The organism is Pseudoleptotrichia sp., from assembly GCF_057270515.1.
This window is the reverse complement of the sequence record NZ_DBHIXS010000002.1, coordinates 151,165-173,177: the sequence shown is the minus strand read 5'-3', so window position 1 is coordinate 173,177 and position 22,013 is coordinate 151,165. Positions and strand designations below refer to the sequence as shown.

General features: G+C 30.3%; 20 protein-coding genes. 2 read left to right on the top strand and 18 right to left on the bottom strand.

The annotated features are described in order from the left end of the window. Nucleotides 1-112: 112 nt before the first annotated feature. The 7 genes from ACO5J6_RS02525 to ACO5J6_RS02495 form a co-directional block, all read right to left on the bottom strand. Complete coding sequence (locus ACO5J6_RS02525) at nt 113-337, bottom strand: acyl carrier protein (RefSeq protein WP_485641856.1); 225 nt, start codon at nt 335-337, stop codon at nt 113-115. A gap of 253 nt (nt 338-590) precedes the next feature. Beyond that, nucleotides 591-1,502, bottom strand: coding sequence for an ACP S-malonyltransferase (fabD, locus tag ACO5J6_RS02520; protein WP_485641855.1), 912 nt, complete (start codon nt 1,500-1,502; stop codon nt 591-593). Between the two features lie 60 nt (nt 1,503-1,562). After that, nucleotides 1,563-1,967, bottom strand: a complete 405-nt coding sequence (locus ACO5J6_RS02515; protein ID WP_485641854.1) for a hypothetical protein — start codon at nt 1,965-1,967, stop codon at nt 1,563-1,565. 228 nt (nt 1,968-2,195) lie between these two features. Continuing rightward, on the bottom strand, nt 2,196-3,173 hold the full coding sequence (locus ACO5J6_RS02510) for a beta-ketoacyl-ACP synthase III (protein WP_485641853.1): 978 nt from the start codon (nt 3,171-3,173) through the stop codon (nt 2,196-2,198). Between the two features lie 163 nt (nt 3,174-3,336). Next, nucleotides 3,337-3,531 carry a 50S ribosomal protein L32 gene (gene rpmF / locus ACO5J6_RS02505; RefSeq protein ID WP_485641852.1) on the bottom strand — a complete coding sequence of 65 codons (195 nt, stop codon included), beginning with the start codon at nt 3,529-3,531 and terminating at the stop codon, nt 3,337-3,339. 268 nt (nt 3,532-3,799) lie between these two features. After that, the gene (gene secA, locus ACO5J6_RS02500; protein ID WP_485641851.1) at nt 3,800-6,475 is read right to left on the bottom strand and encodes a preprotein translocase subunit SecA; all 2,676 of its coding nucleotides are present in this window, start codon (nt 6,473-6,475) and stop codon (nt 3,800-3,802) included. A gap of 137 nt (nt 6,476-6,612) precedes the next feature. Next, complete coding sequence (locus tag ACO5J6_RS02495; protein ID WP_485641850.1) at nt 6,613-7,032, bottom strand: hypothetical protein; 420 nt, start codon at nt 7,030-7,032, stop codon at nt 6,613-6,615. A gap of 180 nt (nt 7,033-7,212) precedes the next feature. Between ACO5J6_RS02495 and fabV the strand changes: the two genes are divergently transcribed. Further along, nucleotides 7,213-8,406, top strand: a complete 1,194-nt coding sequence (gene fabV, locus ACO5J6_RS02490; protein ID WP_485641849.1) for an enoyl-ACP reductase FabV — start codon at nt 7,213-7,215, stop codon at nt 8,404-8,406. A 120-nt stretch (nt 8,407-8,526) separates the two neighbouring features. On the opposite strand, the gene ACO5J6_RS02485 is transcribed toward fabV, so the two are convergent. The 6 genes from ACO5J6_RS02485 to ACO5J6_RS02460 all read right to left on the bottom strand — a co-directional run bounded on the left by ACO5J6_RS02485 (nt 8,527) and on the right by ACO5J6_RS02460 (nt 15,558). Continuing rightward, complete coding sequence (locus tag ACO5J6_RS02485) at nt 8,527-10,011, bottom strand: aldehyde dehydrogenase family protein (protein WP_485641848.1); 1,485 nt, start codon at nt 10,009-10,011, stop codon at nt 8,527-8,529. A gap of 255 nt (nt 10,012-10,266) precedes the next feature. Beyond that, nucleotides 10,267-11,031: a queuosine precursor transporter gene (locus ACO5J6_RS02480; RefSeq protein ID WP_485641847.1), complete on the bottom strand. Its 765-nt coding sequence runs from the start codon at nt 11,029-11,031 to the stop codon at nt 10,267-10,269. Nucleotides 11,032-11,394: 363 nt separating this feature from the next. Further along, nucleotides 11,395-11,889: a DUF2335 domain-containing protein gene (locus tag ACO5J6_RS02475; RefSeq protein WP_485641846.1), complete on the bottom strand. Its 495-nt coding sequence runs from the start codon at nt 11,887-11,889 to the stop codon at nt 11,395-11,397. After that, entirely contained in the window at nt 11,882-12,061 is a 180-nt protein-coding gene (locus ACO5J6_RS02470) for a hypothetical protein (RefSeq protein ID WP_485641845.1), read from the bottom strand. The genes ACO5J6_RS02475 and ACO5J6_RS02470 overlap by 8 nt, the downstream gene beginning before the upstream one ends. Nucleotides 12,062-12,221: 160 nt before the next feature. Further along, nucleotides 12,222-13,961: a L,D-transpeptidase family protein gene (locus tag ACO5J6_RS02465; protein ID WP_485641844.1), complete on the bottom strand. Its 1,740-nt coding sequence runs from the start codon at nt 13,959-13,961 to the stop codon at nt 12,222-12,224. Nucleotides 13,962-13,998: 37 nt separating this feature from the next. Continuing rightward, on the bottom strand, nt 13,999-15,558 hold the full coding sequence (locus ACO5J6_RS02460; RefSeq protein ID WP_485641843.1) for a L,D-transpeptidase family protein: 1,560 nt from the start codon (nt 15,556-15,558) through the stop codon (nt 13,999-14,001). A gap of 411 nt (nt 15,559-15,969) precedes the next feature. Here ACO5J6_RS02460 and ACO5J6_RS02455 point away from each other — a divergent pair, with 411 nt between their 5' ends. Next, nucleotides 15,970-16,860: a DMT family transporter gene (locus ACO5J6_RS02455; RefSeq protein WP_485641842.1), complete on the top strand. Its 891-nt coding sequence runs from the start codon at nt 15,970-15,972 to the stop codon at nt 16,858-16,860. A gap of 277 nt (nt 16,861-17,137) precedes the next feature. On the opposite strand, the gene ACO5J6_RS02450 is transcribed toward ACO5J6_RS02455, so the two are convergent. The 5 genes from ACO5J6_RS02450 to ACO5J6_RS02430 all read right to left on the bottom strand — a co-directional run bounded on the left by ACO5J6_RS02450 (nt 17,138) and on the right by ACO5J6_RS02430 (nt 21,977). Next, nucleotides 17,138-17,959 carry a MetQ/NlpA family ABC transporter substrate-binding protein gene (locus ACO5J6_RS02450; protein ID WP_485641841.1) on the bottom strand — a complete coding sequence of 274 codons (822 nt, stop codon included), beginning with the start codon at nt 17,957-17,959 and terminating at the stop codon, nt 17,138-17,140. 157 nt (nt 17,960-18,116) lie between these two features. After that, nucleotides 18,117-18,926 carry a MetQ/NlpA family ABC transporter substrate-binding protein gene (locus tag ACO5J6_RS02445; protein ID WP_485641840.1) on the bottom strand — a complete coding sequence of 270 codons (810 nt, stop codon included), beginning with the start codon at nt 18,924-18,926 and terminating at the stop codon, nt 18,117-18,119. Nucleotides 18,927-19,019: 93 nt separating this feature from the next. Continuing rightward, a complete protein-coding gene (locus tag ACO5J6_RS02440; protein ID WP_485641839.1) occupies nt 19,020-19,700 on the bottom strand; it encodes a methionine ABC transporter permease in 681 nt (226 codons plus the stop codon). After that, a complete protein-coding gene (locus ACO5J6_RS02435) occupies nt 19,700-20,773 on the bottom strand; it encodes a methionine ABC transporter ATP-binding protein (RefSeq protein WP_485641838.1) in 1,074 nt (357 codons plus the stop codon). Before ACO5J6_RS02435 ends, ACO5J6_RS02440 begins: the two co-directional genes overlap by 1 nt. 445 nt (nt 20,774-21,218) lie before the next feature. Next, entirely contained in the window at nt 21,219-21,977 is a 759-nt protein-coding gene (locus ACO5J6_RS02430) for an SDR family NAD(P)-dependent oxidoreductase (RefSeq protein WP_485641837.1), read from the bottom strand. Between the last annotated feature and the right edge of the window lie 36 nt (nt 21,978-22,013).

Genomic DNA, 22,013 nt, shown 5'->3' with positions numbered 1-22,013 from the left:
CACCTCACTCATTTATTTTTATCCTTTATATATTATTATACTAATTTTTTCATATTTTTTCAAATAATTTTCAATAAAAAAAGGGGGAATTTCCCCCACTAATTGAAATTATTTATTGTTTTGATTCGATATAATCCATCACGTCTTTAACTGTTTTAATTTTTTGTGCATCTTCATCAGGTATTTCAATATCAAATTCTTCTTCAAATGCCATAATCAATTCAACTGTATCCAAAGAGTCAGCCCCCAAATCATCAATAAATGATGCATCTTCAGTAACTTGGTCCTCATCTACTCCTAACTGTTCCACTACTATTGATTTTATTTTATCTAGCATTATATGCCACCTCCATTTTTTTATTTCAAGTAATTATATCAAAAGAATTGGAAAAATGCAATACTTTTTAAATAACCTATGTTATATATTTTCGGTTATTAAATAACTTTTTTATATCGTATTAAAGAAATTATTTAAATATATCTTTTCTAATTAAAAACAATTTTACAATAAAACTGATATAAACTATCGTATATAAATTTTATACATAAATTTTTTGAAATTTTATAATTTTAATCCTACAGTTTTAAATTTACAAATTATTTATATTTTCCAAATTCTCAATATTAATTACTTCAATATCTTTATTTATTTTTTTAATAAGTCCTGCCAGAACTTTTCCCGGTCCTATTTCATAAATTTTCGTAACACCATTTTCATATAACTTATTTATCGTATCTACCCATTTTACGGGTCCAAATGTCTGCCTGTAAAGCTCTTCTTTTATTTCATCAGCACTATTGAGAATATTTGCGGTAGTATTCGCAATAACAGGAACTTTAACGTCTTTCCATGAATATTTCTCAAATTCTTTTTTCAGCTGCTCTGCAACAGGTTTCATCAAAGAAGAATGAAAAGGACCCGACACTGCTAAAGGTACTACTCTCTTAGCTCCTCTTTCCTTAAAAATTTCGGAATTATTTTCAAGAATTTCTTTTTCTCCTGCGATTACGGTCTGCTTAGGCTCATTATAATTTACCGCTTCTATCACACCATTTATTTCATTACAGATTTTTTCAACTTCATCAGCAGAAAGTCCTAATATTGCAGCCATAGCACCATTTATATGAGCATTACTCATTATTTCTCCTCTTGCTGCGATTAATTTTAATGTTTCTTTCTCATCTAACACTCCTGAAGCATATAATGAGCTATATTCTCCCAGACTGTGTCCCGCTACATAATCAGGATTTATTCCTTTTTCATTTAATAATTTTGTCAGTATTACTGAAAATAATGCTATTGCAGGTTGAGCATATTTAGTATCTTTTATTTCTTCATCTGTCCCTTCAAAAAGAACTCTCTTTACATTTTTATTTTCAATATTTTCAAATATTTCATCAATTAGTTTTTTTGTTTTACTATCCGCTTCCTCATATAATTTTTTCCCCATTTCGGCATATTGAGTCCCCTGCCCGGGAAATACAAAAGCTATTTTAGACATTTATTCCTCCTGATACAGTTTATTATTTAATATTTATTTTAGAAATACGCTATTTATATACTACTTAATTTCTTCAGCATCAACCACTTTGTCATCTTTTTTCTTTTCGCTCTCTTCGGAAAATTTGGAAGATTTTTTTTCTTTTTTAGGCTTTCCTGCATTCAGTTCTTTTACTCCCAAAGTTACAAGAACTATCCCGCCGATAAGAGTAATTATAGGAAGTCCTTTACTAAAATACTCTCCTAAAAACTGCTGTAAATATAAATATATCCCTATCGCAAATACAAACCATCCAAAATTATTTTTCTTAACAATGAAAAATAAACCTATCAATATTAATATCATTTGATAGTTAAAAATATATCTTAATATATTTTCATCCAGAAAATCCGGAAAAAACATCTGAATACCGTAAAATAAACTTAGAATAATTACAATTACTCCCCACAAAAGTTTTTTATTCATTTTTTTCACCCTTTCTTTAACTGTAAAAATTATATACTTTCTTATTGTATTTTTTTACTTTTTTCTTTTTTTATTTTACAAATATATTTTTATAAATATGTTTTACAAATATACTCTCTAAAATATATTTTCTAATCGTATATATATTTATAACAATATTTATAATATTAACTATTTGCTAAAATTATCCGCCAATCTATTAACAAGTACTCTATATTAGTATTATTCCTATTTGGACCACTCAAATAATATCGAGCCGTAAGTCAGTCCACCGCCAAATCCTACTATTATTATTTTGTCTCCTTTTTTCAGTTTTCCTTCTTTGTTTGCTTCATCTATGGCGATAGGTACCGAAGCTCCTGAAGTATTTCCATATTTCTGAAGATTTACAAAAAATTTATCCATAGGCTGTTTAAATCTTTTAGCTATTGATTCGATAATTCTCACATTTGCCTGATGAGGTATGAATAAATCCACATCATCAGGAGTTATGTTTCCCTGTTTCAATACGTTTTCAACAGTTTCAGGAAATACTTTTACAGCAAATTTAAAAATTTCTCTTCCATTCATCTGCATATATATTTCTTTATTTTGAATTGCCTCAATATTTGCAGGTTTCCTTGACCCGCCAGCAGGTACTATAAGCTCGCAGGCTCCCGAACCGTCAGCTACAAGATGTGAGCTTATAAATCCTCCACTTTCAACTTCACCAAGTACCACTGCACCCGCTCCGTCTCCAAATAAGATACATGTACCTCTGTCTTCCCAGTCAACAACTCTGGACATTGATTCTGCTCCTATTACAAGAACTTTTTTATATATCCCCGCTTTGATAAAACTATATCCTGTTGTATAAGCATATATAAATCCTGTACATGCAGCAGATAAATCAAATGCCGATGCTCTGATGCCTAATTTATCCTGAACTATGGCAGCTGTAGAAGGAGTAGCATGGTCAGCCGTCATAGTGGCTACTATTACAAGCTCTATTTCATTCCTGTCTATTCCTGCGTCTTCTATGGCTTTTTCAGCAGCCCTGTATGCCAAATCAGACGTCGCTTCATTTTCGGCTACAATTCTTCTTTCCTGTATTCCTGTCCGAGTTCTTATCCATTCATCATTAGTATCAACCATTTTTGACAAATCATCATTAGTCAACACTTTTTCAGGTAAATAAGAACCTGTTCCCAATATTCCTATTTTCATTTATTCACCTCGATTATTTATTTAATTAATAATATTTTTTCAAAATAATTTTTTAAATTTATTATGTATGAAGTTTATCATAAAATGTTAAAAATTACAATTTATAAAATTTCTTTTTAATTTTTAAATAAAAAAAGCAAGACTCTTTTTATCTTGCTTAATTTTATTCAGAATCAGTTGCAGAATTGTCAGCTTGTAATACTTGTCTGCCTCTATATACTCCAGTTTCAAGATTTAATCTATGAGGTCTTCTCACTGTTCCGTCAGCTTCAACTATTATATTAGGTGCTTTGATTGAATCGTGTGCTCTTCTCATGTTTCTTTTTGCTTTAGAAGTTCTTTTCTTAGGTACTGCCATTATTATCGACTCCTTTCCAATAATTTTGGTATATAATAAGCATTATTATGAATATGCTCTTAAAATAAATTACAATACAAGCTATTATAATAAATAACTCAGCATTTGTCAAGAAATTTTGTGAAGTTTTTTTATCTGCCCAATCAAGTAAACATGATTTCCAAATAGAAAAACCTCACAAATAATAAAACAAATATATTTCCTGAATGTTCATCTGTGTATTCAGATTTTTATCTTGTACTAATTTTTAATTTTTTTTACGAACAATCTATTTTTTATTCTTTCTCTCAAGCTCTCTTCTTTCTCTTCTTGACAACTGCTTTTCAGCCTCTTTTGCTTCCAGTCTGTCAGCTTCTGTAATTTCTCCGTCATTTTCATCTAAATTACTATGCTCATATTTGACATTGGAAACTTCTTCACGTTTGAAATTTTCAGTTTCTTCTTCTCCTTTTACTCTTAATTTCAATATAAAGGAGCTTGTTTCTCTTTTTATTGCGTCAATCATTTCATTATAGATGTCAAATGCGACTATTTTATAATCATGGATAGGATTTCTCTGCCCATAAGATCTCAATCTTATTCCTTCTCTCAATTCAGTAAGGTCTTTTAAATGCTGTCTCCATTTCTGGTCTAATACTTCGAGCATTATATATCTTTCTATTCTTCTGAATGTTTCCTCTCCAATTAACTGTTCTTTCATATTATATCTGTCCGTCAAATCTTTATTGACAGCTTCTATTATTTCTTCTCTGTTTTGATTTTTAAGGTTTTCAGGTAATTCATAATCAAATATTTCTCTAAATTTATCTTCGAGAACTTTTATATCATGCTCTTCTATAGTATCTGCCATTAATGAAGTATTTACAGTTTCTTCAACTGTTTCTCTCATCATACTCAGTATAAGTTCTTTCAGTTCTTCATTTTTTAGAACCTGATCCCTTTGAGTATAAATTACTTCTCTCTGTTTATTATTTACATCATCATATTCAATAAGACTTTTTCTTGATGAAAAGTTTCTGCTTTCTATTCTTTTTTGGGCATTTTCAACTACTTTTGTTATCTGTTTGTGTCTTATTTCCTCATCTTCATCTAATTTTAAGAACTTCATCATAGATTTCAGTCTATCGCCGCCGAACAGTCTCATCAAATCATCTTCGGCAGACAAATAAAACTCTGATGTTCCGGGATCTCCCTGTCTCCCTGCACGTCCTCTAAGCTGATTATCTATACGTCTACTTTCATGTCTTTCTGTTCCTAAAATAAATAATCCTCCCGCTTCAAGAACTTTTTTTCTGTCCTCTTCACAGTCTCTTGCATAAGTATTATAAGCTTCTTTGTATTCTTCAGTACCTTTTTCCGCTACTTTCAGTGCAAATGATTCGGGATCCCCTCCAAGCTTTATGTCAGTACCTCTACCTGCCATATTTGTAGCAATTGTAACTGTTTTATATCTTCCGGCCTGAGCAATTATTTCCGCTTCTCTTGCATGGTGTTTTGCATTCAGTATTTCATGAGGAATTTTTTCTTTTTTCAGCAATGCCGATACATCTTCCGAGTGTTCTATAGAAGCAGTACCTACAAGGACAGGCTGTCCTTTAGTATAAAGCTCTTTTATCTTTCTGGCAACTGCTCTGTATTTTGCAGCCTTTGTCATATATATTACATCTGCCAAGTCCTTTCTTATAACAGGTTTATTAGTAGGAACTTCTATAACTCTAAGTTTATAAATCTGCTTGAATTCGTCTTCTTCTGTTTTTGCAGTTCCTGTCATTCCTGATAGCTTATTATACATTCTAAAATAATTCTGTAAAGTAATCGTCGCAAGGGTCTGGTTTTCTCCTGCCACTTCAAGTTTTTCCTTAGCTTCTATAGCCTGATGAAGTCCATCGGAGTATCTTCTTCCTTCCATAAGTCTACCTGTAAATTCATCTACGATAATTACTTCTCCGTCATCATTTATAATATAGTCTCTATCAAGCTTAAACAATTCCTTCGCTTTCAATGCCTGTGTCAGAAAATGTGTTAATTCAACATTTTCAGGAGAGTACAGATTATCGATTTTTAATATCTTTTCTACATTTTTTATACCTTTATCAGTAATTGTTACTGTATGAGATTTTTCATCTACTTCATAATCTTCCCAGTCCTCATCGGGAATTACTGTATTTTTCTTATCTTTTATTTCTTCTGTCTTATAACTTCTTTTCAATCTTGCAGCAACATCTGCAAATGTATTATACCATTCCGTAGTTTCTTCTGCCGCTCCTGAAATAATCAACGGAGTTCTTGCCTCATCTATCAATATCGAATCTATCTCATCGACAATGGCATAGTTATGACCTCTTTGAACTTTATCTTCCAATTCACCTACCATATTATCTCTCAGATAGTCAAAACCGAATTCATTGTTTGTACCATAAGTTATATCGGCATTATATGCTCTTTTTCTCTGTTCGTTAGTTATATTTGCGATAATTACTCCCGAAGTAAGTCCAAGAAAATCATAGATTTCCCCCATAGTATCCCTATCCCTTTTTGCCAGATAGTCATTGACCGTTACAACATGGACTCCTTTACCTGTAAGAGCATTTAGATAAATAGGTAATGTTGACATCAGAGTTTTTCCTTCTCCTGTTTTCATTTCTGCTATTCTTCCGTTATGTAAAATCATTCCTCCGATTAACTGTACATCGTATGCCCTCATTCCTGTAATTCTTTTTGCCGCTTCTCTTACTGTTGCGAAAGCCTCTACAAGTATATCATTAAGAGTTTCACCTTTTTCAAGCCTCTCTCTGAATTCTACCGTTTTATGTTTCAATTCTTCATCAGTCAATTTTTCAAATTCAGGTTCTATATCATTAATATGGCCTACTAATTTTCTCATCTTTTTTATTTCACGCTCATCAGCCGTTCCAAATATTTTTTTTCCTAATTTCTTTAACATAATTTTTAATAACTATATTTCATAATTCTAATATTTTTTACTCCAATATTTTTTACTGAATTATGAAATAATCTCTCCTCTCTTTAAGCTTTATTTTTTATTTATTTTATTTTACTTATTTCAAAAATAAAACTTTTCTATTCAATCATCCTTAAATTATTTTCACTATTTTTCAGATACTTTATACTCAAAATATCTGATTTATTGCTTAAAATATTTGATTTACTGGTTTCATTTGTAATTTTATTATAATAAAACAATGATAATTCTGAAACTGTATTATTTCCAACAAAAAACTTATTATCTGTTGTCTGTTTTTCTTTTTCTTTTAATTTTCCTATTCTTCTGAGTTCTCTTTTAAGTTGTTTATTATATTTTATACTTTCTATACGGTTTACTTCCGATATTAACTGCTGTATATCTTCATAACTCAAGTTATTCTCATCTACAAGAACATTTAGTTGTTTATTAAAATTAGCTGTTCCTAAAAGGCTTGAATAACTCATCATAAAAATAAAACATGTTATTATAAAGATAACCCTTTTATTTTTTTTCATTTATTTATTCTCCAATAATTTTTATTTAATCTAAATCACACTGTTAAGTATTATATCATTATTTTTTTCTAATGTCTATGCAATTAGCTCAACTTTTTTTTATAAAAAAAACTTGTACCTATTGTAAATTTTAAATAATTATTGTATACTGTAGTGATAAAATATTTTTAGGAGGGAAAAATGGTTATAAAACCTAAATTAAAAGGAAGTTTAGCTCTCGTGAATCATCCTATTGGAGCTTATGAATTTGTAAAAAGGCAAATTGATTATGTAAAATCACAAGATAAATATTCAGGGCCAAAAAAAGTTTTAATTATAGGCTCTTCTTCGGGTTACGGTCTTGCTTCAAGAATTTCTCTGGCATTTGGGGCCGGAGCAGATACTATCGGAGTAGCATTTGAAAAAGGAATAGAGGGAAAAAGATTAGGCTCGGCAGGTTGGTGGAACACTATCGCATTTAATGAAGCCGCAAGAAAAGAAGGTCTTATTTCAAAAAATTTTATGGGAGATGCTTTCTCGAATGAAATGAAAAAAGACGTAATAAAATATATAAAAGAAGAATTTGGCGGAAAAATTGATTTACTTATTTACAGTTTGGCAAGTGCTATGAGAACCGACCCTAAAGACGGAACTACTTACAGGTCAGCTTTGAAATCCACTCAAAAAGAGATTGTCGGACCGTCAATTAATCTTGAAACTGAAAAAATGGAAGAAACTGTTATGGGAATTGCTACCCCTGAAGAAATTCACAGTACAGTAAAAGTAATGGGGGGAGAAGACTGGAAACTTTGGGTCGAAGCCCTTGATGAAGCAGGAGTTATTGAAAAAGGATTTAAAACAATCGCATATTCATATTTAGGACCTAAAGTTACCTACGGAATTTATAAAGACGGTACTATCGGAGCAGCAAAAAGGGATTTGGAGCATACTTCCGATATACTAAATGACTTTTTGAAAGAAAAATATAACGGAGAAGCGTATGTATCATTAAGTAAGGCTCTTATGACGAGAGCAAGTGCCGTTATTCCTATATTCCCTTTATATGCAGCATTACTTTATAAAGTAATGAAAGAAAAAGGAATACATGAAGGAACTATTGAACAGAAACACAGACTATTAAAAGATATGATTTATGGCGGAAAACCTGAAATCGACTCTGAAAGAAGATTAAGACCCGACAACTGGGAAATGAGAGAAGACGTTCAGGCAGAAGTTGAAGCATTATGGGAAAAAGTTACTCCTGAAAACTTCAAAGAACTTAGTGATTATGCCGGAGCAAGAGAAGAATTTATGAATTTAAGCGGTTTTGATTTCGATAATGTCGACTATGATGCTGACGTTGATTTGGATGAACTTGCAAAATTACAACCTTAATTATGGATAAATTCATATAAAAATTAACTTGGCAAAGTCATCTGTCCGATAATATAATAACTGATATATAAATAATTGATAAATTTAAAAAGAGGCTATGCCTCTTTTATTTTTTAAAAATTATTTTGTTTCGTACAATCCTATTGTTTTTTCATTAAGATTTATGAGAATATTTTTCATTTGTGTATAGTGTTCCAATATAACTTTATGTGTTTCACGTCCAATTCCTGACTGTTTATACCCTCCAAAAGGTGCACCGGCAGGAAATGCATTATAAGTATTAATCCACATACGACCTGTCTCTATAGCTCTCGCAACTCTTATTGCACGGTTCAGATCACGGGTAAACAGACCTCCTCCTAAACCGTAAATGCTGTCATTGGCTAATTTTATTACTTCCTCTTCACTATGGAATTTCTCAATTACTACCACAGGTCCAAAAATTTCTTCCTGAGCTATTTTCATATCATTTGTAACATCAGCAAAAATAGTAGGTTTTAAATAGAAACCATTTTTGTGTTCTTCATCTTCAAGACGCACTCCCCCTGTAACCAGTCTTGCACCTTCTTTTTTACCGATTTCAATATAATTAAGAACATCTTTCAAATGTCTTTCGTAAATCAGAGAACCCATTTGAGTATTAGGATTGAGCGGATCTCCCACTTTTACCTTATCAAATATTTTTGCTAATGAATCGATAAATTTATCATAAATAGTGTCCTGAACGAATATACGTGAGCCGGCAGAACACACTTGTCCCTGATTAAACAGAATACCTAACTGAGCTCCTTCCATTGCTATATCCCAATCACAGTCATCAAAGAATATATTTGCGGATTTTCCTCCTAATTCCAGCGTTGCAGGTATCATATGGGAACATGCTGCTGAATACACGTCCTGTCCTACAGCTGTAGAACCTGTAAATGCAAGTTTTTTAAATCCTGAATGTTTCAGCATAAAATTACCCGATTTTGAACCGCTTCCGGTAATTACATTAATTACTCCCGCAGGTACTGCATCCCCTATCAATCTTACAAGTTCCAGTACTGAAAGAGAAGTATGGCTTGACGGTTTTAATACTACAGTACAACCTGCTGCCAATGCAGGTGCCAATTTCCAAGCTGCCATAAGGAACGGAAAATTCCATGGAATAATCTGTCCTACAACACCTATAGGCTCCCTTAAGATTATATTCATTGTATTTTGATCAAGCATATTTGCAGTTCCTTCTTCAGCACGGATAGCTCCTGCAAAATAACGGAAATGGTCAGCTCCTAAAGGGATATCGGCTGCCAAAGTTTCACGAATAGGTTTTCCATTATCCATAGTTTCAACCGTTGCAAGATACTCTTTATTTTCTTCAATTATATCAGCTATTTTCAATAAAACATTCTGTCTTTCAACTAAAGATGTATTTTTCCAGCTTTCAAATGCTTTCTGAGCAGCTTTAACGGCTTTATCCACATCACTTTCAGTTGCTTCGGAAATATTTGAAATAATCTGCCCTGTCGCAGGATTGATTACTTTCAATGTAGCACCGTCAGAAGCAGGTACCCATTTTCCGTCAATATACAAACCGTAATTTTCCTGTAATTTTACTTCCATTAAATCATCTCCTTCAAAATTTATATTAATCTGTTATTTTATATCAGTTATTAATAGTATACCTCGATTTTTCATTTTTTCAAATTTTATTTTACTTATTTTGAATATACTAATTTTTTGAACATATAAATTATGAATTATTTAGTTAAAATAGAGATTAGATTGAACATAAAAATTTTGGAATTAATTTAGAACTAATAAAGATAATATCTTTTAACTAAAAAATATTTTACTATAAATTTATTAAATTTCTACTTAATAATATTCAGACTCCGTATACTGTTCCAATTCTTTTATTTTCCCTTGTTTTTTCCACAATGCAGCTATATACACAAAAGGAGTATCCATTACAGAAATAAAAAGCTCCAGAAAATAAGTTGAGAAAGCAATAACAAACAACTCGTTAATTTTATATACTCCTGCAAATGCAAGAACTGTAAATAGCGAATTATCTATTATCTGCCCCACGACTGTACTCAAATTATTTCTTATCCATATGTCTCCAAAACTTGGTCTCCATTTTCTAATTATTTGATAAGCCCATACATCAAACAGCTGGGATACTATAAATGCAGTCATACTCGCCGCTGTTATTCTTATAACGGACAGTTCATTGATAGCCAGTCCGAATATAGGTTTCAGATGTTCCTGAAACTGGTCTATAGGTGCCGGTTTTATCGCTAATGCCCAGTTCATAACTATTGTTGTAAATACCATAGTTATAAATCCTATAGTTACAAGCTTTTTTGCATATTTTTTACCCTCTATTTCAGACAAAATATCAGAAACAAGAAATACTCCACCAAAAGCTATATTACCCATAGTAGTGTCTACTCCAAATAAAGTCATCATTTTTAATACTTGTATATTCGCCAAAACTACCGACAAAGGTACAAATATAAGTAATCCTACTTTTCCCCAAAATCTGTAGGCTAATAAAACCGCAGTATAATTGAATAGCAAGTATCCTAACCAAAGTAATTCATTTGTTCCGAATTGAAAGTTTTTTATAAATTCCAATTTATTTCCTCCTATTTTTTTTATTTTATTTCGTTTTTTAAATTTATATACTTTGAAACATATATTTTTAAATATATATCTCAAATAATCTACATATTATAAGCAAAACCTTGTTAGATTTTACTCTCATAGAAATTTGCTTTCTCTCAAATAATCTACATATTATAAGCAAAACTTATATTTTTTAAACATTTGTAATTTTCAAATACTCAATATATTTTGAATAATTTTTTGAATAATTTATATGTCTTAAATATTTTTTAACATAAAAAATACGTATGTCGTCCTTTTGACACACGTATCCCAAAAGGTTTTTTTTATGGATGGATTCTCCCAAACATCCTGACAGAGTTGATTAAAACTCTACTCATCTTTGATATTCTTTTCTTCATTATTTTCTTTTTCAGTTTTATCATTCCAATTTTCAATAAATAAAGGACCAAGCAAAAAACTTAATCCGGTCAATAAAGAACCAAAACCTTCCAAAGTTTTTCCGTTATATAATAAGAATGTTGCACATAAAACGGTCAAAGAAATAAGGAGTACGGAAAATCTTCTCCCACTTGCCCTGCTTTCTCTGTCATTATCCATTTCTTTATTATTTATCTTATGTCTATAATCCTGTTCTTTTTCTGCCATTGTTATAATTCTGTCTGCTGCTCCCTGACAGATTTTCTCGTATCTTTCCAGCGTTTCAGGAGAAGGAAGCGGACCTAAGTGTATTTTTTGATATACTGATATCTCACCTGTTTTTTCCATTTCCTCAACCTGTAATATTTCATCTTTATGTTCATCAATATTTCTTTTTTCAATTTTGCGATTTTTCTTTTTTTTATTTTCGGTCAATTCCTTACTCATTTACATATTCCTTTTTGTATTTATTAATCGCATATCTTAAATCTTTTCCTATTTTTTCCCAATCCGAACTCAATGCTCTTAAATCGCTTTTAGCAGGATTGGATATAGATTTTCGTGAAGAATTAGCAACATCAGCCATACCCGATATAAAACTTCTCGTTCTTCTTTTCATAAGATTACCTCCTAATTCTACTCAATTAAAGTATACCAAATTTTTGCAAAAAATACAACTTTTTCAATTTTGTTAATATTTTCTATTTTTTCCGTAGTATAGCCATATTTTAGAAAATTAGTTGATTATGGTATCTTACTTCACACTTATTTTCATTAAACTATTTAACTAACATAACCGTCGGTACCGAAGGAACTCTATGTCCTAATTTATTACCGGGCGAAGAATTTCCCAACCAGTTATAAATAAATTTTATTTGGTCGTCATAATGTCTTATACATTTATGCGACTCGGCAAATGTTCCAATTTTTCTTGCAGTAGCGGCTTTTCTTGTTTTTCTTGTTTCTTTCGGTTCAAACAGTGAGGGTATACTGTGCATATATCCACCTCCACTGAATCTTACCGCATTGTTTGCATCTCCTACAATTGTCTTGTTATCAGAGCCTGTATATTGCATTACAGGTTTCGAATATGCTATCAAAAATGTTCCGTACGGTGTTGCATAAGAATTTCCCGAATCTTTTCCTGTAGTTACAAACGAAGTTGTTACTACATTCCAGTTATTTAAATCAGCATTTTTTTCAATAATCATCTCATTCTGACTGTGTCTATCAACATATATAAATCTTGTAATTTCAGTATCAATCTTGCTATCTTTCAAAAGTCCTTTTTTAGATTTTCTTAAATAATAAGTACCACTATCATAAGCATCCACTTTTACTTTTAAATATTTGTCAGTTTCTTCGACAATAGTCATCAAAGTTCTATCAGGTAAATTTATAAATTCTTTAAAATTGGAATTTAAATATCCTCTTTCACTCTGATTTTCTCTATTTCCAAATTTATCTTTGACGGAGCTGCTTCCACCTCCTAAAGGTACATAATCATCCAAAACATAGATTGTCTCTCCTTTGGAAATAGCCTCTGTAATAAATTTATTTGTCTTTTCCACTTTCTTCATCATATCATGCCAGTCAAATTCTCTTTTTATTCCTACACTAACAGGAACATATCCTAATTTACCGTCAAAATATACTTCGTACCATTCAGACGTACCACCTTTAGCTGTCGTTTTTACTTTCCCGACTACTTTATATTTATGACCATAATTCACTTTTTTTAAAATTCCTGAATTTTGATTTGGCTCTTTTCTTATATTTGAAGCAGTTTTTATGAAAATAAATTCATCCATATCCATTGGAGAATTTTTAGAATATTTATAATCAAAAGTAAGATTTTCAGGTCTTTCTTTTAAATAATAAGTTATGTAAGGATAAGCTCCTTTTATCAATTTTATTTTTTGTATTGGCTGATTATTATCAACTTTCTGAATTTCTTTGTCAGATTGTTCATCAGGTATTTTATCTTTTGAACTGTTTTCTGTATCTTTTAAATCCTGAGGAACTGCTATTCTATCTTCCGCTTCCTTATTTTGATTTTGAACAGGCGGAATAAAACTTGGTATGTCTTTTTTTTCAGTTTGTTTATTCTGATTATTTGGCTGTGTGCTATTTACGGGTTTATTTACTTTTTCATTGGATATTATATTATTTTTTGTTTTCTTAGGGTATTTTCTGACATATTCCTTTGAATATTTATTAAATTCTTTTTGAAAAACATTTCTCTCGAATATTTTTTCAGTTGTCTGACCTTTTACAGTTTTATTATTTTCGTCTTTAATATAAGGAGTAAATCTTGTATAAATCTTATCACTCTCCTCAATGTATTCAATTACCAGTATATCATTTTTTCCGTCTTTATCAAGATCTGGCGTCATCTGTACGCTTTTCCAGTTTTTCTGAACTGTCGGATTTACTGCCGTTGTTCCCGTAGGAGCTGCAACTGTTATAATTGATGATAAAGTAACTCCTACTAAAAATTGTAGCTTTCTCAAATTCATATTCCACCTCATTTTAAGTATATTTTAAAGTATATTTTTATAATACAACAGCTATTACAGGTTCATTAGGTATTGTATTATCTCTTTCTTTATTTGTGCTATTTCCATTTATCCAATTTACTATAAACTCAATCTGATCATCATAGTGCCTTACACATTTATGGGACTCCTTATAAGTACCTATCTTCTGGGCAACTACAGCTTTTACAGCTTCAGTATTTGCACCGTATGAATACGGAATCCCGTGCATATAAGCACCTCCACTAAATCTTACCGCATATTTTGCTTCCCCTCCTACAACCACATCACTTCGATTTCCTACTCTCTTATGTTTAGGAATATTTGACAAATCTTCTCCGTTTCTTACATTTCTTGTAAACATCATATATGGTCTTGTAAATGCCACCAAAAACGCTCCATGAGGCGTTTCATAGGAAGAATGTCCGTTATCTCTTCCTGTTGTTACAAAAGAATAAGAAATAATTGCAAAATTATCGGTATTTTTTATTCTTTCCAATATTGCTTCAGTCTGATTGTTAGGGTCAATAGCTATAAATTTATTTACTTGAGAATTCAAATCAAGCTTTTTCAGTAAATCAGGATTATTATCTATATAATAAGGACCTCCATATAAAGGAGTTTCTATTTTCAGCATATCGTTTTCTTCTCCCAGTACCTTTAAAATAGTCTGGTCAGGTATATTTATTATTTCTCCTTTTTTATCAGGACTTGTATATCCTACAACACTTTGATTTTTTCTGTTTCCAAATTTATCCTTTACACTGTAGAAATCATTGACAAGAGGCCTATATTGGGTAACTATATATAAATCAGTCTTATCCCTTATGGCAAGATTTATAAAATTATTTACTTTTTCAATTTTTGAGTGCATTTCTTCCCAATAAAATCCTCTTTTTTGAATAGTATTTTCACTGCCTGCTACATATCCTTTGATTTTATTTTTATTTTCTTCAATTTCGGTAAAATACCAAATTTTTTCTTCATTGCCTTTCAATGATAAAAACTCCAGCAATATTCTTGGTTTATCTTTGTATTTAGCTATAAAAGCAACCTCTGAATGATGACTCGGCATTTGATTAAATACTGTTGTTTTTTTCACAAACACAAAATTATCAAGATTTTTAGGTGAATGTTTATCAAATTTCATATCAAAAACAATCTGTTCATTGGTATTATCATCCAGCAGTCTTACATATCTCACTTCTCCCTGCTGTAAATCCTTTGAATAGTCATTATAATGTTCTTTCACTTTTTGTAATGCTTCCTGAGCCTTTTTTATAGAAAAAAGATTTATTTCATTTTTTAAAGGAATTTGATAGGCAAATCTGTATTTCCCATTTTCCATAACATAAATAGAGATTATTACTTTAGTTTTAATATCACTGTCCTTATAATTTACAAGTACCTTTTCCTTTATACCATCATTATTGAAATCGTATTCAAAAATATCAGAAATAAATCCTGATATCACAAAACTTTCCGAAAACTCTCCAGGGACATTAAATTTCTCATAAGAAAAAGCATTCGTCGTCCACAATAAAATAAATGATACCAATAGTGTTACTTTCTTCAACATATTTTTCTCTCCTTAATTCTTCTTCAAATACTTATTCATTTATTTACATTATAATATTATTCTATCATATGTTTTTAATATTTTCAATCCAAAATCATATTTTATTTTTTTTATTATACCTCTAAAAACTTAAAATACACTGAAAATTTTAAAAAATTTCCATATATTAAAAAAATTGAAAATATTTTCAATTTTTTTATTTTTTATAATATAATTTTAATTAAAACATCATATAATTTTTTATAAAGTTCGGTTTTATTTTCTATCGCACTGTGTTATAATTATCTGTAATTTAAAAACATTGTTTCAATACAGACTAATTAAACAATTTAAGTCAACTAAAAATACAAATTAACTAAAACTTTTAAAATCAAGAAAATAATAATCAAAAACTACAAAGAGGAAAAAAGTATGAAAATTCAAAAAAAATTACGCGGTATAATATTGGCAAGTTCAGCTGCCAGTCTCTGGTCTATTTCAGGAGTTTCAGGAGAATTTCTTTTTAAAAAATTTCATTTTTCGTCAAATTGGCTTGTTTCAGCTAGAACACTGATTTCAGGAATATTACTTTGTGCAGCAGTCATTTTTATTGAAAAAAAGTCTATATTAAAACCTTTAAAAAATTGGAAAGACTTTTTCGGAATAATTTTATTCGGTGTCGCAGGAATATATTTTGTTCAGTTCACATATTTTAAAACAATAGAACTAAGTAATGTTTCTTTCGCTACAATTATTCAATTTACCGCTCCATTTTTCATTTTTATTTATGAATCTGTAAAAAATAGAAAAATACCTCCCCTTTCCACAGTTGTTTTTTTATTTATGACCATTTTAGGAGTTGTATTTATTGCAACAAAAGGAAATCTTTCAAATTTTTCAGGCTCTTTGGAAGCTTTGCTAATCGGAATTGCGTCAGCTATTATGATAGCCTTTTATTCAATTCAGCCAAAAAAATTAATAAAAAAATACGGAAGTATCACTGTCGTAGGTTGGGGTATGATTTTAGGAAGTATAATTGCCAACATCATTCATCCTGTATGGAAAATTGAAGGAATTATAAATATAGAGTCGATTATTCAGGTAATAATCGTAATAATTTTGGGAACTGCTATAGCGTATCTGATTTATATTACAAGTCTGAATTATATTTCATCGTCCCTTGCAGGAATTCTGACCGCTTTTGAACCAATCCTTGCGGCAGTATTATCAGTAATACTTTTTAGACTTAAATTCTCTCCTATCGAATTAACTGGATTTATGTTAGTCTTTGTTTCCATATTCTTCTTAGAAAAAAAATTATAGTTCATTTTTAATTATTATTTTTAAACATATCTGATTTTAAAATAAAAATTATATATAAATAATAAAAATTCTATCAAAAATAGAAATTTAAGAACTTTAATAAATATATTTAAAAAAAGAGCTGTCTCAAAATATAAATAGAATATATGAAAACTATATTTATTTATTATATTTTCACTTATATAAAGCAACTATTTATAAATATAGTTTTCCATATTGATTTTTAAGTTTTTTGAAACAACTCTATTATTTTTCCATTTGTATGAATTCTTATATTTTAAAATGCCGGAATTATGCTTCCTGAATACTTCTCTTCTAAATATTTTTTAACTTTTTCACTTTGTAGAGCTTTTACTAATTTCTGTATTTTATCTTCATTTTCTCTTCCTTTTAATACTGTAACTATATTCGCATAAGGTGAGTCTTTATCTTCCACAAGTATTGTGTCATCTTTGAATGATAATTTTGCATCTAAAGCAAAGTTACTGTTTATAATAGCTGCCGTTACTTCTTCCAATCTTGGTGCCAACTGTTCAGGGGCTAACTGTTCTATTTTTATATTTTTTGGATTTTCAACTATATCAGCCACTGTAGCATCTAATTTTGTATTGTCTTTCAATTTTATGACACCCGCTTTATCCAGTAATATTAAAGCTCTTCCTCCATTTGTAGGGTCATTAGGTATTAAAATTGTATCTCCATTTTTCAAATCATTTATATTTTTAATTTTTTTAGAATAAACTGCCATAGGTTCTACGTGAATTTTTCCTACTGATACTAACTCCATATTATTTTTCTTTGCAAATTCATCCATGTAAGGGATATGTTGGAAAAAGTTTGCGTCCAGACTTTTATCTGCCAGTCCTTTATTTGGTTGAACATAATCATTAAACTGAACTATTTCCAGCTCAATTCCTTCATTTTTCAAATCGTCTTTGATTAATTCAAGTAGTTCCTGATGAGGCACAGGTGTTGCTCCTACTACTAATTTTTCAACTTTTTTTGAAGTATCGGAGCTTCCTCCGTTTTCTCCTTCTTTCGAGCCTCCGCATGATAACACAAACAGCAGGGTTACCAATCCAATTAATAATTTTTTCATTTTCAAATTCCTCCCATATTTTATTTTTATTTTATATAAATCCAATAATTTATATTTTAGTATATATTTTATTTATTTAAATTACACATTTATTAAAATCCATTTTCTATATTACTGTCAGTTTCTTAATTTTTATACTTATATTATTGATTATTTATTAAAATACAGGAATTATAACATCCTTATATTTTTCTTCAATAAACTTTTTGACTTTTTCAGATTGAAGAGCTTTCAGTAATTTCTGTATTTTTTCTTCTTTTTCTCTTCCTTTCAGTGTTGCCAATACATTTGCATAAGGAGAGTCTTTATCTTCCGCAAGTATTCCGTCCTGCTTATAGGATAATCCCGCATTTAAAGCAAAGCTGCTGTTTACTATGGAAGCTGCCACTTCATCCAGTCTTGGTGCCAGCTGGTCAGCTGATAGCTCTACAAATTTGATATTCTTAGGATTTTCGGCTATATCATCTAACATAGCATCCTGTTTTGTATTATCTTTTAATTTTATAACTCCTCCTTTATCAAGCAATATCAATGATCTTGCTGCATTTGTAGGATCATCGGGTATCAGAATTGTATCTCCGTCTTTTAGTTCACTGACATTTTTTATTTTTCTTGAATACAATGCCAGTGTAGGCAAATATATTTTTCCTACAGCGACCATTTCAAATCCGTTTTTCTTTCCAAAATTTTCCATATACGGTATATGTTGGAACAAATTCGCATCCACTTCTTTTGTCTGTAAAACTTTATTCGGTTGAACATAATCATTAAAAGTAACTATTTCAAGTTCTATCCCTTCATTTTTCAGGTCTTCTTTTATTACTTCAAGGATTTCTCCCGCAGGAATAGGTGTTGCAGCTACTTTCAATTTTTCAGTCTTTTTCTGTTCTCCCTCACTGTTTTCTTTCTGTCCGCACGAAAATGCAAATAATAAAATTGATAATATAATTAATAATATTTTTTTCATTTTTGTTCCTCCTTAATTAAATAAATTTTTTATTTCATAATTTTTTTAAATATAATTTTTATTATTGATTTTCTTTTATCAAATAAAATATAATTATCCTTTTCTTCTGCTGTTTATTCTTTTCACTATTCTATCTCCTATAAACTGGATAATCTGAACAAGAATGATGATGACTATCGTTGCCTGCCACATTATTTCAGGATTTGACCTCGTATATCCGTCAATTACTGCTGAATTTCCGAGTCCTCCACCTCCGATAGAACCCGCAATAGCGGAATATCCGATTAAGCTTATTATTGTAAGAGTAAGACCGTGAATCAACGAAGGCAATGCTTCGGGTATCATAACTTTAAAAATTATTTCGTTTACCGTTGCTCCCATTGCTTTTGATGCTTCAATAAGGCCCTCATCTACTTCTTTTAATGCTCCTTCAATTATTCTTGCAACAAAAGGCGCAGCCCCTAAAGACAATGGTATTATAAATGCGATACTTCCATATGATTTCTGTACAATCAGTCTTGACAACGGAATAAGCAGTACCATTAATATAACAAAAGGTATCGACCTTGTAATATTTACAAGCACCATATCAAGAACCTTATGAAGCACCTTATTAGGTTTTACCCCTTTAGTATCCGAAACAACGAGAAATATTCCTATAGGAAGCCCTATAATCAGTGATATAACAGTTGCTATTGATACCATATACACTGTTTCCCACAAAGGTTTTATCATATTACTGAATTGAAAAAATTTTATCCAGTCAAATTTCATTATAATACCTCCAGTTCTACACTATTCATTTCCAACCATTTTTTTATAACTCTTATTTCTTCATCATCTGCAATTATTTCTACTATCAGATGCCCTACTACAGTATCACTCAATTTATCAATAGATCCGCCTAATATATTTATTTCTGCATTATATTTTTTTATAATTTCTGCAATATAGGGCTTATCGACCTGTTCTTCATTAAATTTAAGTTTCAGTTTGATTTTTCCGTCAGTTTTTCCATTTTCTGTATTTCTATTCTCACTTTCAAAATCATCATTATGAGATATATTTGCCACAAATTCTTTTGCTAACGGACTTTTAGGATTTAAGAATATATCTTTTGTCCTTCCTTCTTCAATTATCTGTCCGTCAGACATTATAGCAGTTTTATTACATATTTTTCTTATCACTTCCATTTGATGAGTTATAAGTATAATCGTTATTCCAAATTTTTCATTTATATCTTTCAATAAACTCAATATGGAGTTTGTAGTTCTCGGGTCTAACGCACTCGTAGCCTCATCAGAAAGGAGAATTTCAGGATTATTTGCCAAAGCCCTTGCTATAGCTACTCTTTGTTTTTGCCCTCCTGACAATTGCTCGGGATAATTATTTTTCTTAGAAGACAGTCCTACGATTTCAAGTAATTCATCCACTCTTTTTTCTATTTCTCTTCTATTCCACTTTCTTGATATTTCCAATGGAAAAGCTATATTTCCTGCCACATTTCTCGAATTCAGAAGATTAAAATGCTGAAATATCATTCCTGTTTTCTTTCTGTATTCCCTAAGTTCTTCCTGTTCAAAATTAAGTATATTTTTTTCAACTGTTTTTCCTTTTATTCCATTTTCTTTTAAAGTATGTCTTACAATTATGCTTCCTGAAGTCGGTTCTTCGAGTCTGTTTATAAGTCTTATCAATGTAGATTTCCCTGCACCGCTAAGTCCCATTATGCCATATATGTCTCCTTTTTGAATTTCAAGATTTACATTATTTACCGCTTTTAACTCTTTCCTGTTTCCGATTTCATATGTTTTTACTAAATTTTTCAGTGTAATAAATTTCTCCATAATTACCTCTTAATCTCTTTCTTTTTTATCTCTTTCTTTAATATTAAATTATTTTTCTTATCAATTTTCAGAAAAAAAGACTCTCATTTTTTCCTGAGAGCCTTTTCATTTATTTATAAAAGATTTAGACATCACAGGTACAATTCTTACAAATACAAATAAGCCTGTACCTATTGATGATTACTAAAGCACAAACTTAATACCTATGACATACACATCGCTTCTCTAAACCTTTTCATTTTGATTTCCTCCAATTTGAATAATTCATTTTAAATAAATATCTAATTATTTTCTATGGACTTATTATATGTGATATTATTCCAAAAGTCAATATTTTGAAATATATATGTTTTTAAAAGTTACTATAGATTTTATATATATTTCTTTTTATTCCAAATAAATAAAATAGCAAACTTGTTTTTATTTTATAAATATCCTGTATATTCTATTCTCTATAAACATTAAACCCTGTTGCCTGTTTTGTCGCCATTATTGTTATATCCGATATTTGGACATGTTCAGGCTGATTCGCTGCGTATACTGTTATATCGGCTATATCTTCAGGTTTTAATGCTTTTATTCCTTTATAGACTTTTTCTGCTTTTGCTTTATCTCCATGAAATCTCACTTCACTAAAATCAGTTTCAACAATACCCGGCTGTATCGTAGTTACTTTTATATTTTTATCTATTGTATCTATCCTTATCCCGTCGCTCAAAAATTTCACCGCAGCTTTTGTAGCACAATATACAGCTCCGTCAGCATACGCATACATTCCCGCTGTGGATCCTATATTTATTATATGTCCTGAATTTTTAGAAACCATATACGGAATAATCTCCCTTGTTACGTACAAAAGACCTTTTATATTAGTATCAATCATTGTCTGCATATCATTTATACTATAATTTTGAAATTTATCCAGTCCAAGAGCAAGCCCTGCATTATTTACGAGAATATCAATATTACCGACTGTCTTTATTATTTCTTTTACAGTATCTGCGACATTTTCATATATAGTAACATCCAGCTTGTAAATATAGACTTTCACAGCGTATTTTTCTTCAATATCTTTTTTAATTTCTTCGAGTCTTTCGAGCCTTCTGGCACATAATACAAGATTATCACCGTTTTTTCCAAAAGAGTAAGCCATCGCCTTTCCTATACCGCTCGAAGCCCCTGTAATAAACACATTCCTTTTCATTGACATTACCTCCCGTAATTATATTTCCAATATAAT

Excerpts from the sequence above, each read along its gene's own strand:
- ACO5J6_RS02525 (WP_485641856.1), bottom strand. The coding sequence starts at position 337 with ATGCTAGATAAAATAAAATCAATAGTAGTGGAACAGTTAGGAGTAGAT.
- fabD (WP_485641855.1), bottom strand. The coding sequence starts at position 1,502 with ATGTCTAAAATAGCTTTTGTATTTCCCGGGCAGGGGACTCAATATGCC.
- ACO5J6_RS02515 (WP_485641854.1), bottom strand. The coding sequence starts at position 1,967 with ATGAATAAAAAACTTTTGTGGGGAGTAATTGTAATTATTCTAAGTTTA.
- ACO5J6_RS02510 (WP_485641853.1), bottom strand. The coding sequence starts at position 3,173 with ATGAAAATAGGAATATTGGGAACAGGTTCTTATTTACCTGAAAAAGTG.
- rpmF (WP_485641852.1), bottom strand. The coding sequence starts at position 3,531 with ATGGCAGTACCTAAGAAAAGAACTTCTAAAGCAAAAAGAAACATGAGA.
- secA (WP_485641851.1), bottom strand. The coding sequence starts at position 6,475 with ATGTTAAAGAAATTAGGAAAAAAAATATTTGGAACGGCTGATGAGCGT.
- ACO5J6_RS02495 (WP_485641850.1), bottom strand. The coding sequence starts at position 7,032 with ATGAAAAAAAATAAAAGGGTTATCTTTATAATAACATGTTTTATTTTT.
- fabV (WP_485641849.1), top strand. The coding sequence starts at position 7,213 with ATGGTTATAAAACCTAAATTAAAAGGAAGTTTAGCTCTCGTGAATCAT.
- ACO5J6_RS02485 (WP_485641848.1), bottom strand. The coding sequence starts at position 10,011 with ATGGAAGTAAAATTACAGGAAAATTACGGTTTGTATATTGACGGAAAA.
- ACO5J6_RS02475 (WP_485641846.1), bottom strand. The coding sequence starts at position 11,889 with ATGAGTAAGGAATTGACCGAAAATAAAAAAAAGAAAAATCGCAAAATT.
- ACO5J6_RS02470 (WP_485641845.1), bottom strand. The coding sequence starts at position 12,061 with ATGAAAAGAAGAACGAGAAGTTTTATATCGGGTATGGCTGATGTTGCT.
- ACO5J6_RS02465 (WP_485641844.1), bottom strand. The coding sequence starts at position 13,961 with ATGAATTTGAGAAAGCTACAATTTTTAGTAGGAGTTACTTTATCATCA.
- ACO5J6_RS02460 (WP_485641843.1), bottom strand. The coding sequence starts at position 15,558 with ATGTTGAAGAAAGTAACACTATTGGTATCATTTATTTTATTGTGGACG.
- ACO5J6_RS02455 (WP_485641842.1), top strand. The coding sequence starts at position 15,970 with ATGAAAATTCAAAAAAAATTACGCGGTATAATATTGGCAAGTTCAGCT.
- ACO5J6_RS02450 (WP_485641841.1), bottom strand. The coding sequence starts at position 17,959 with ATGAAAAAATTATTAATTGGATTGGTAACCCTGCTGTTTGTGTTATCA.
- ACO5J6_RS02445 (WP_485641840.1), bottom strand. The coding sequence starts at position 18,926 with ATGAAAAAAATATTATTAATTATATTATCAATTTTATTATTTGCATTT.
- ACO5J6_RS02440 (WP_485641839.1), bottom strand. The coding sequence starts at position 19,700 with ATGAAATTTGACTGGATAAAATTTTTTCAATTCAGTAATATGATAAAA.
- ACO5J6_RS02435 (WP_485641838.1), bottom strand. The coding sequence starts at position 20,773 with ATGGAGAAATTTATTACACTGAAAAATTTAGTAAAAACATATGAAATC.
- ACO5J6_RS02430 (WP_485641837.1), bottom strand. The coding sequence starts at position 21,977 with ATGAAAAGGAATGTGTTTATTACAGGGGCTTCGAGCGGTATAGGAAAG.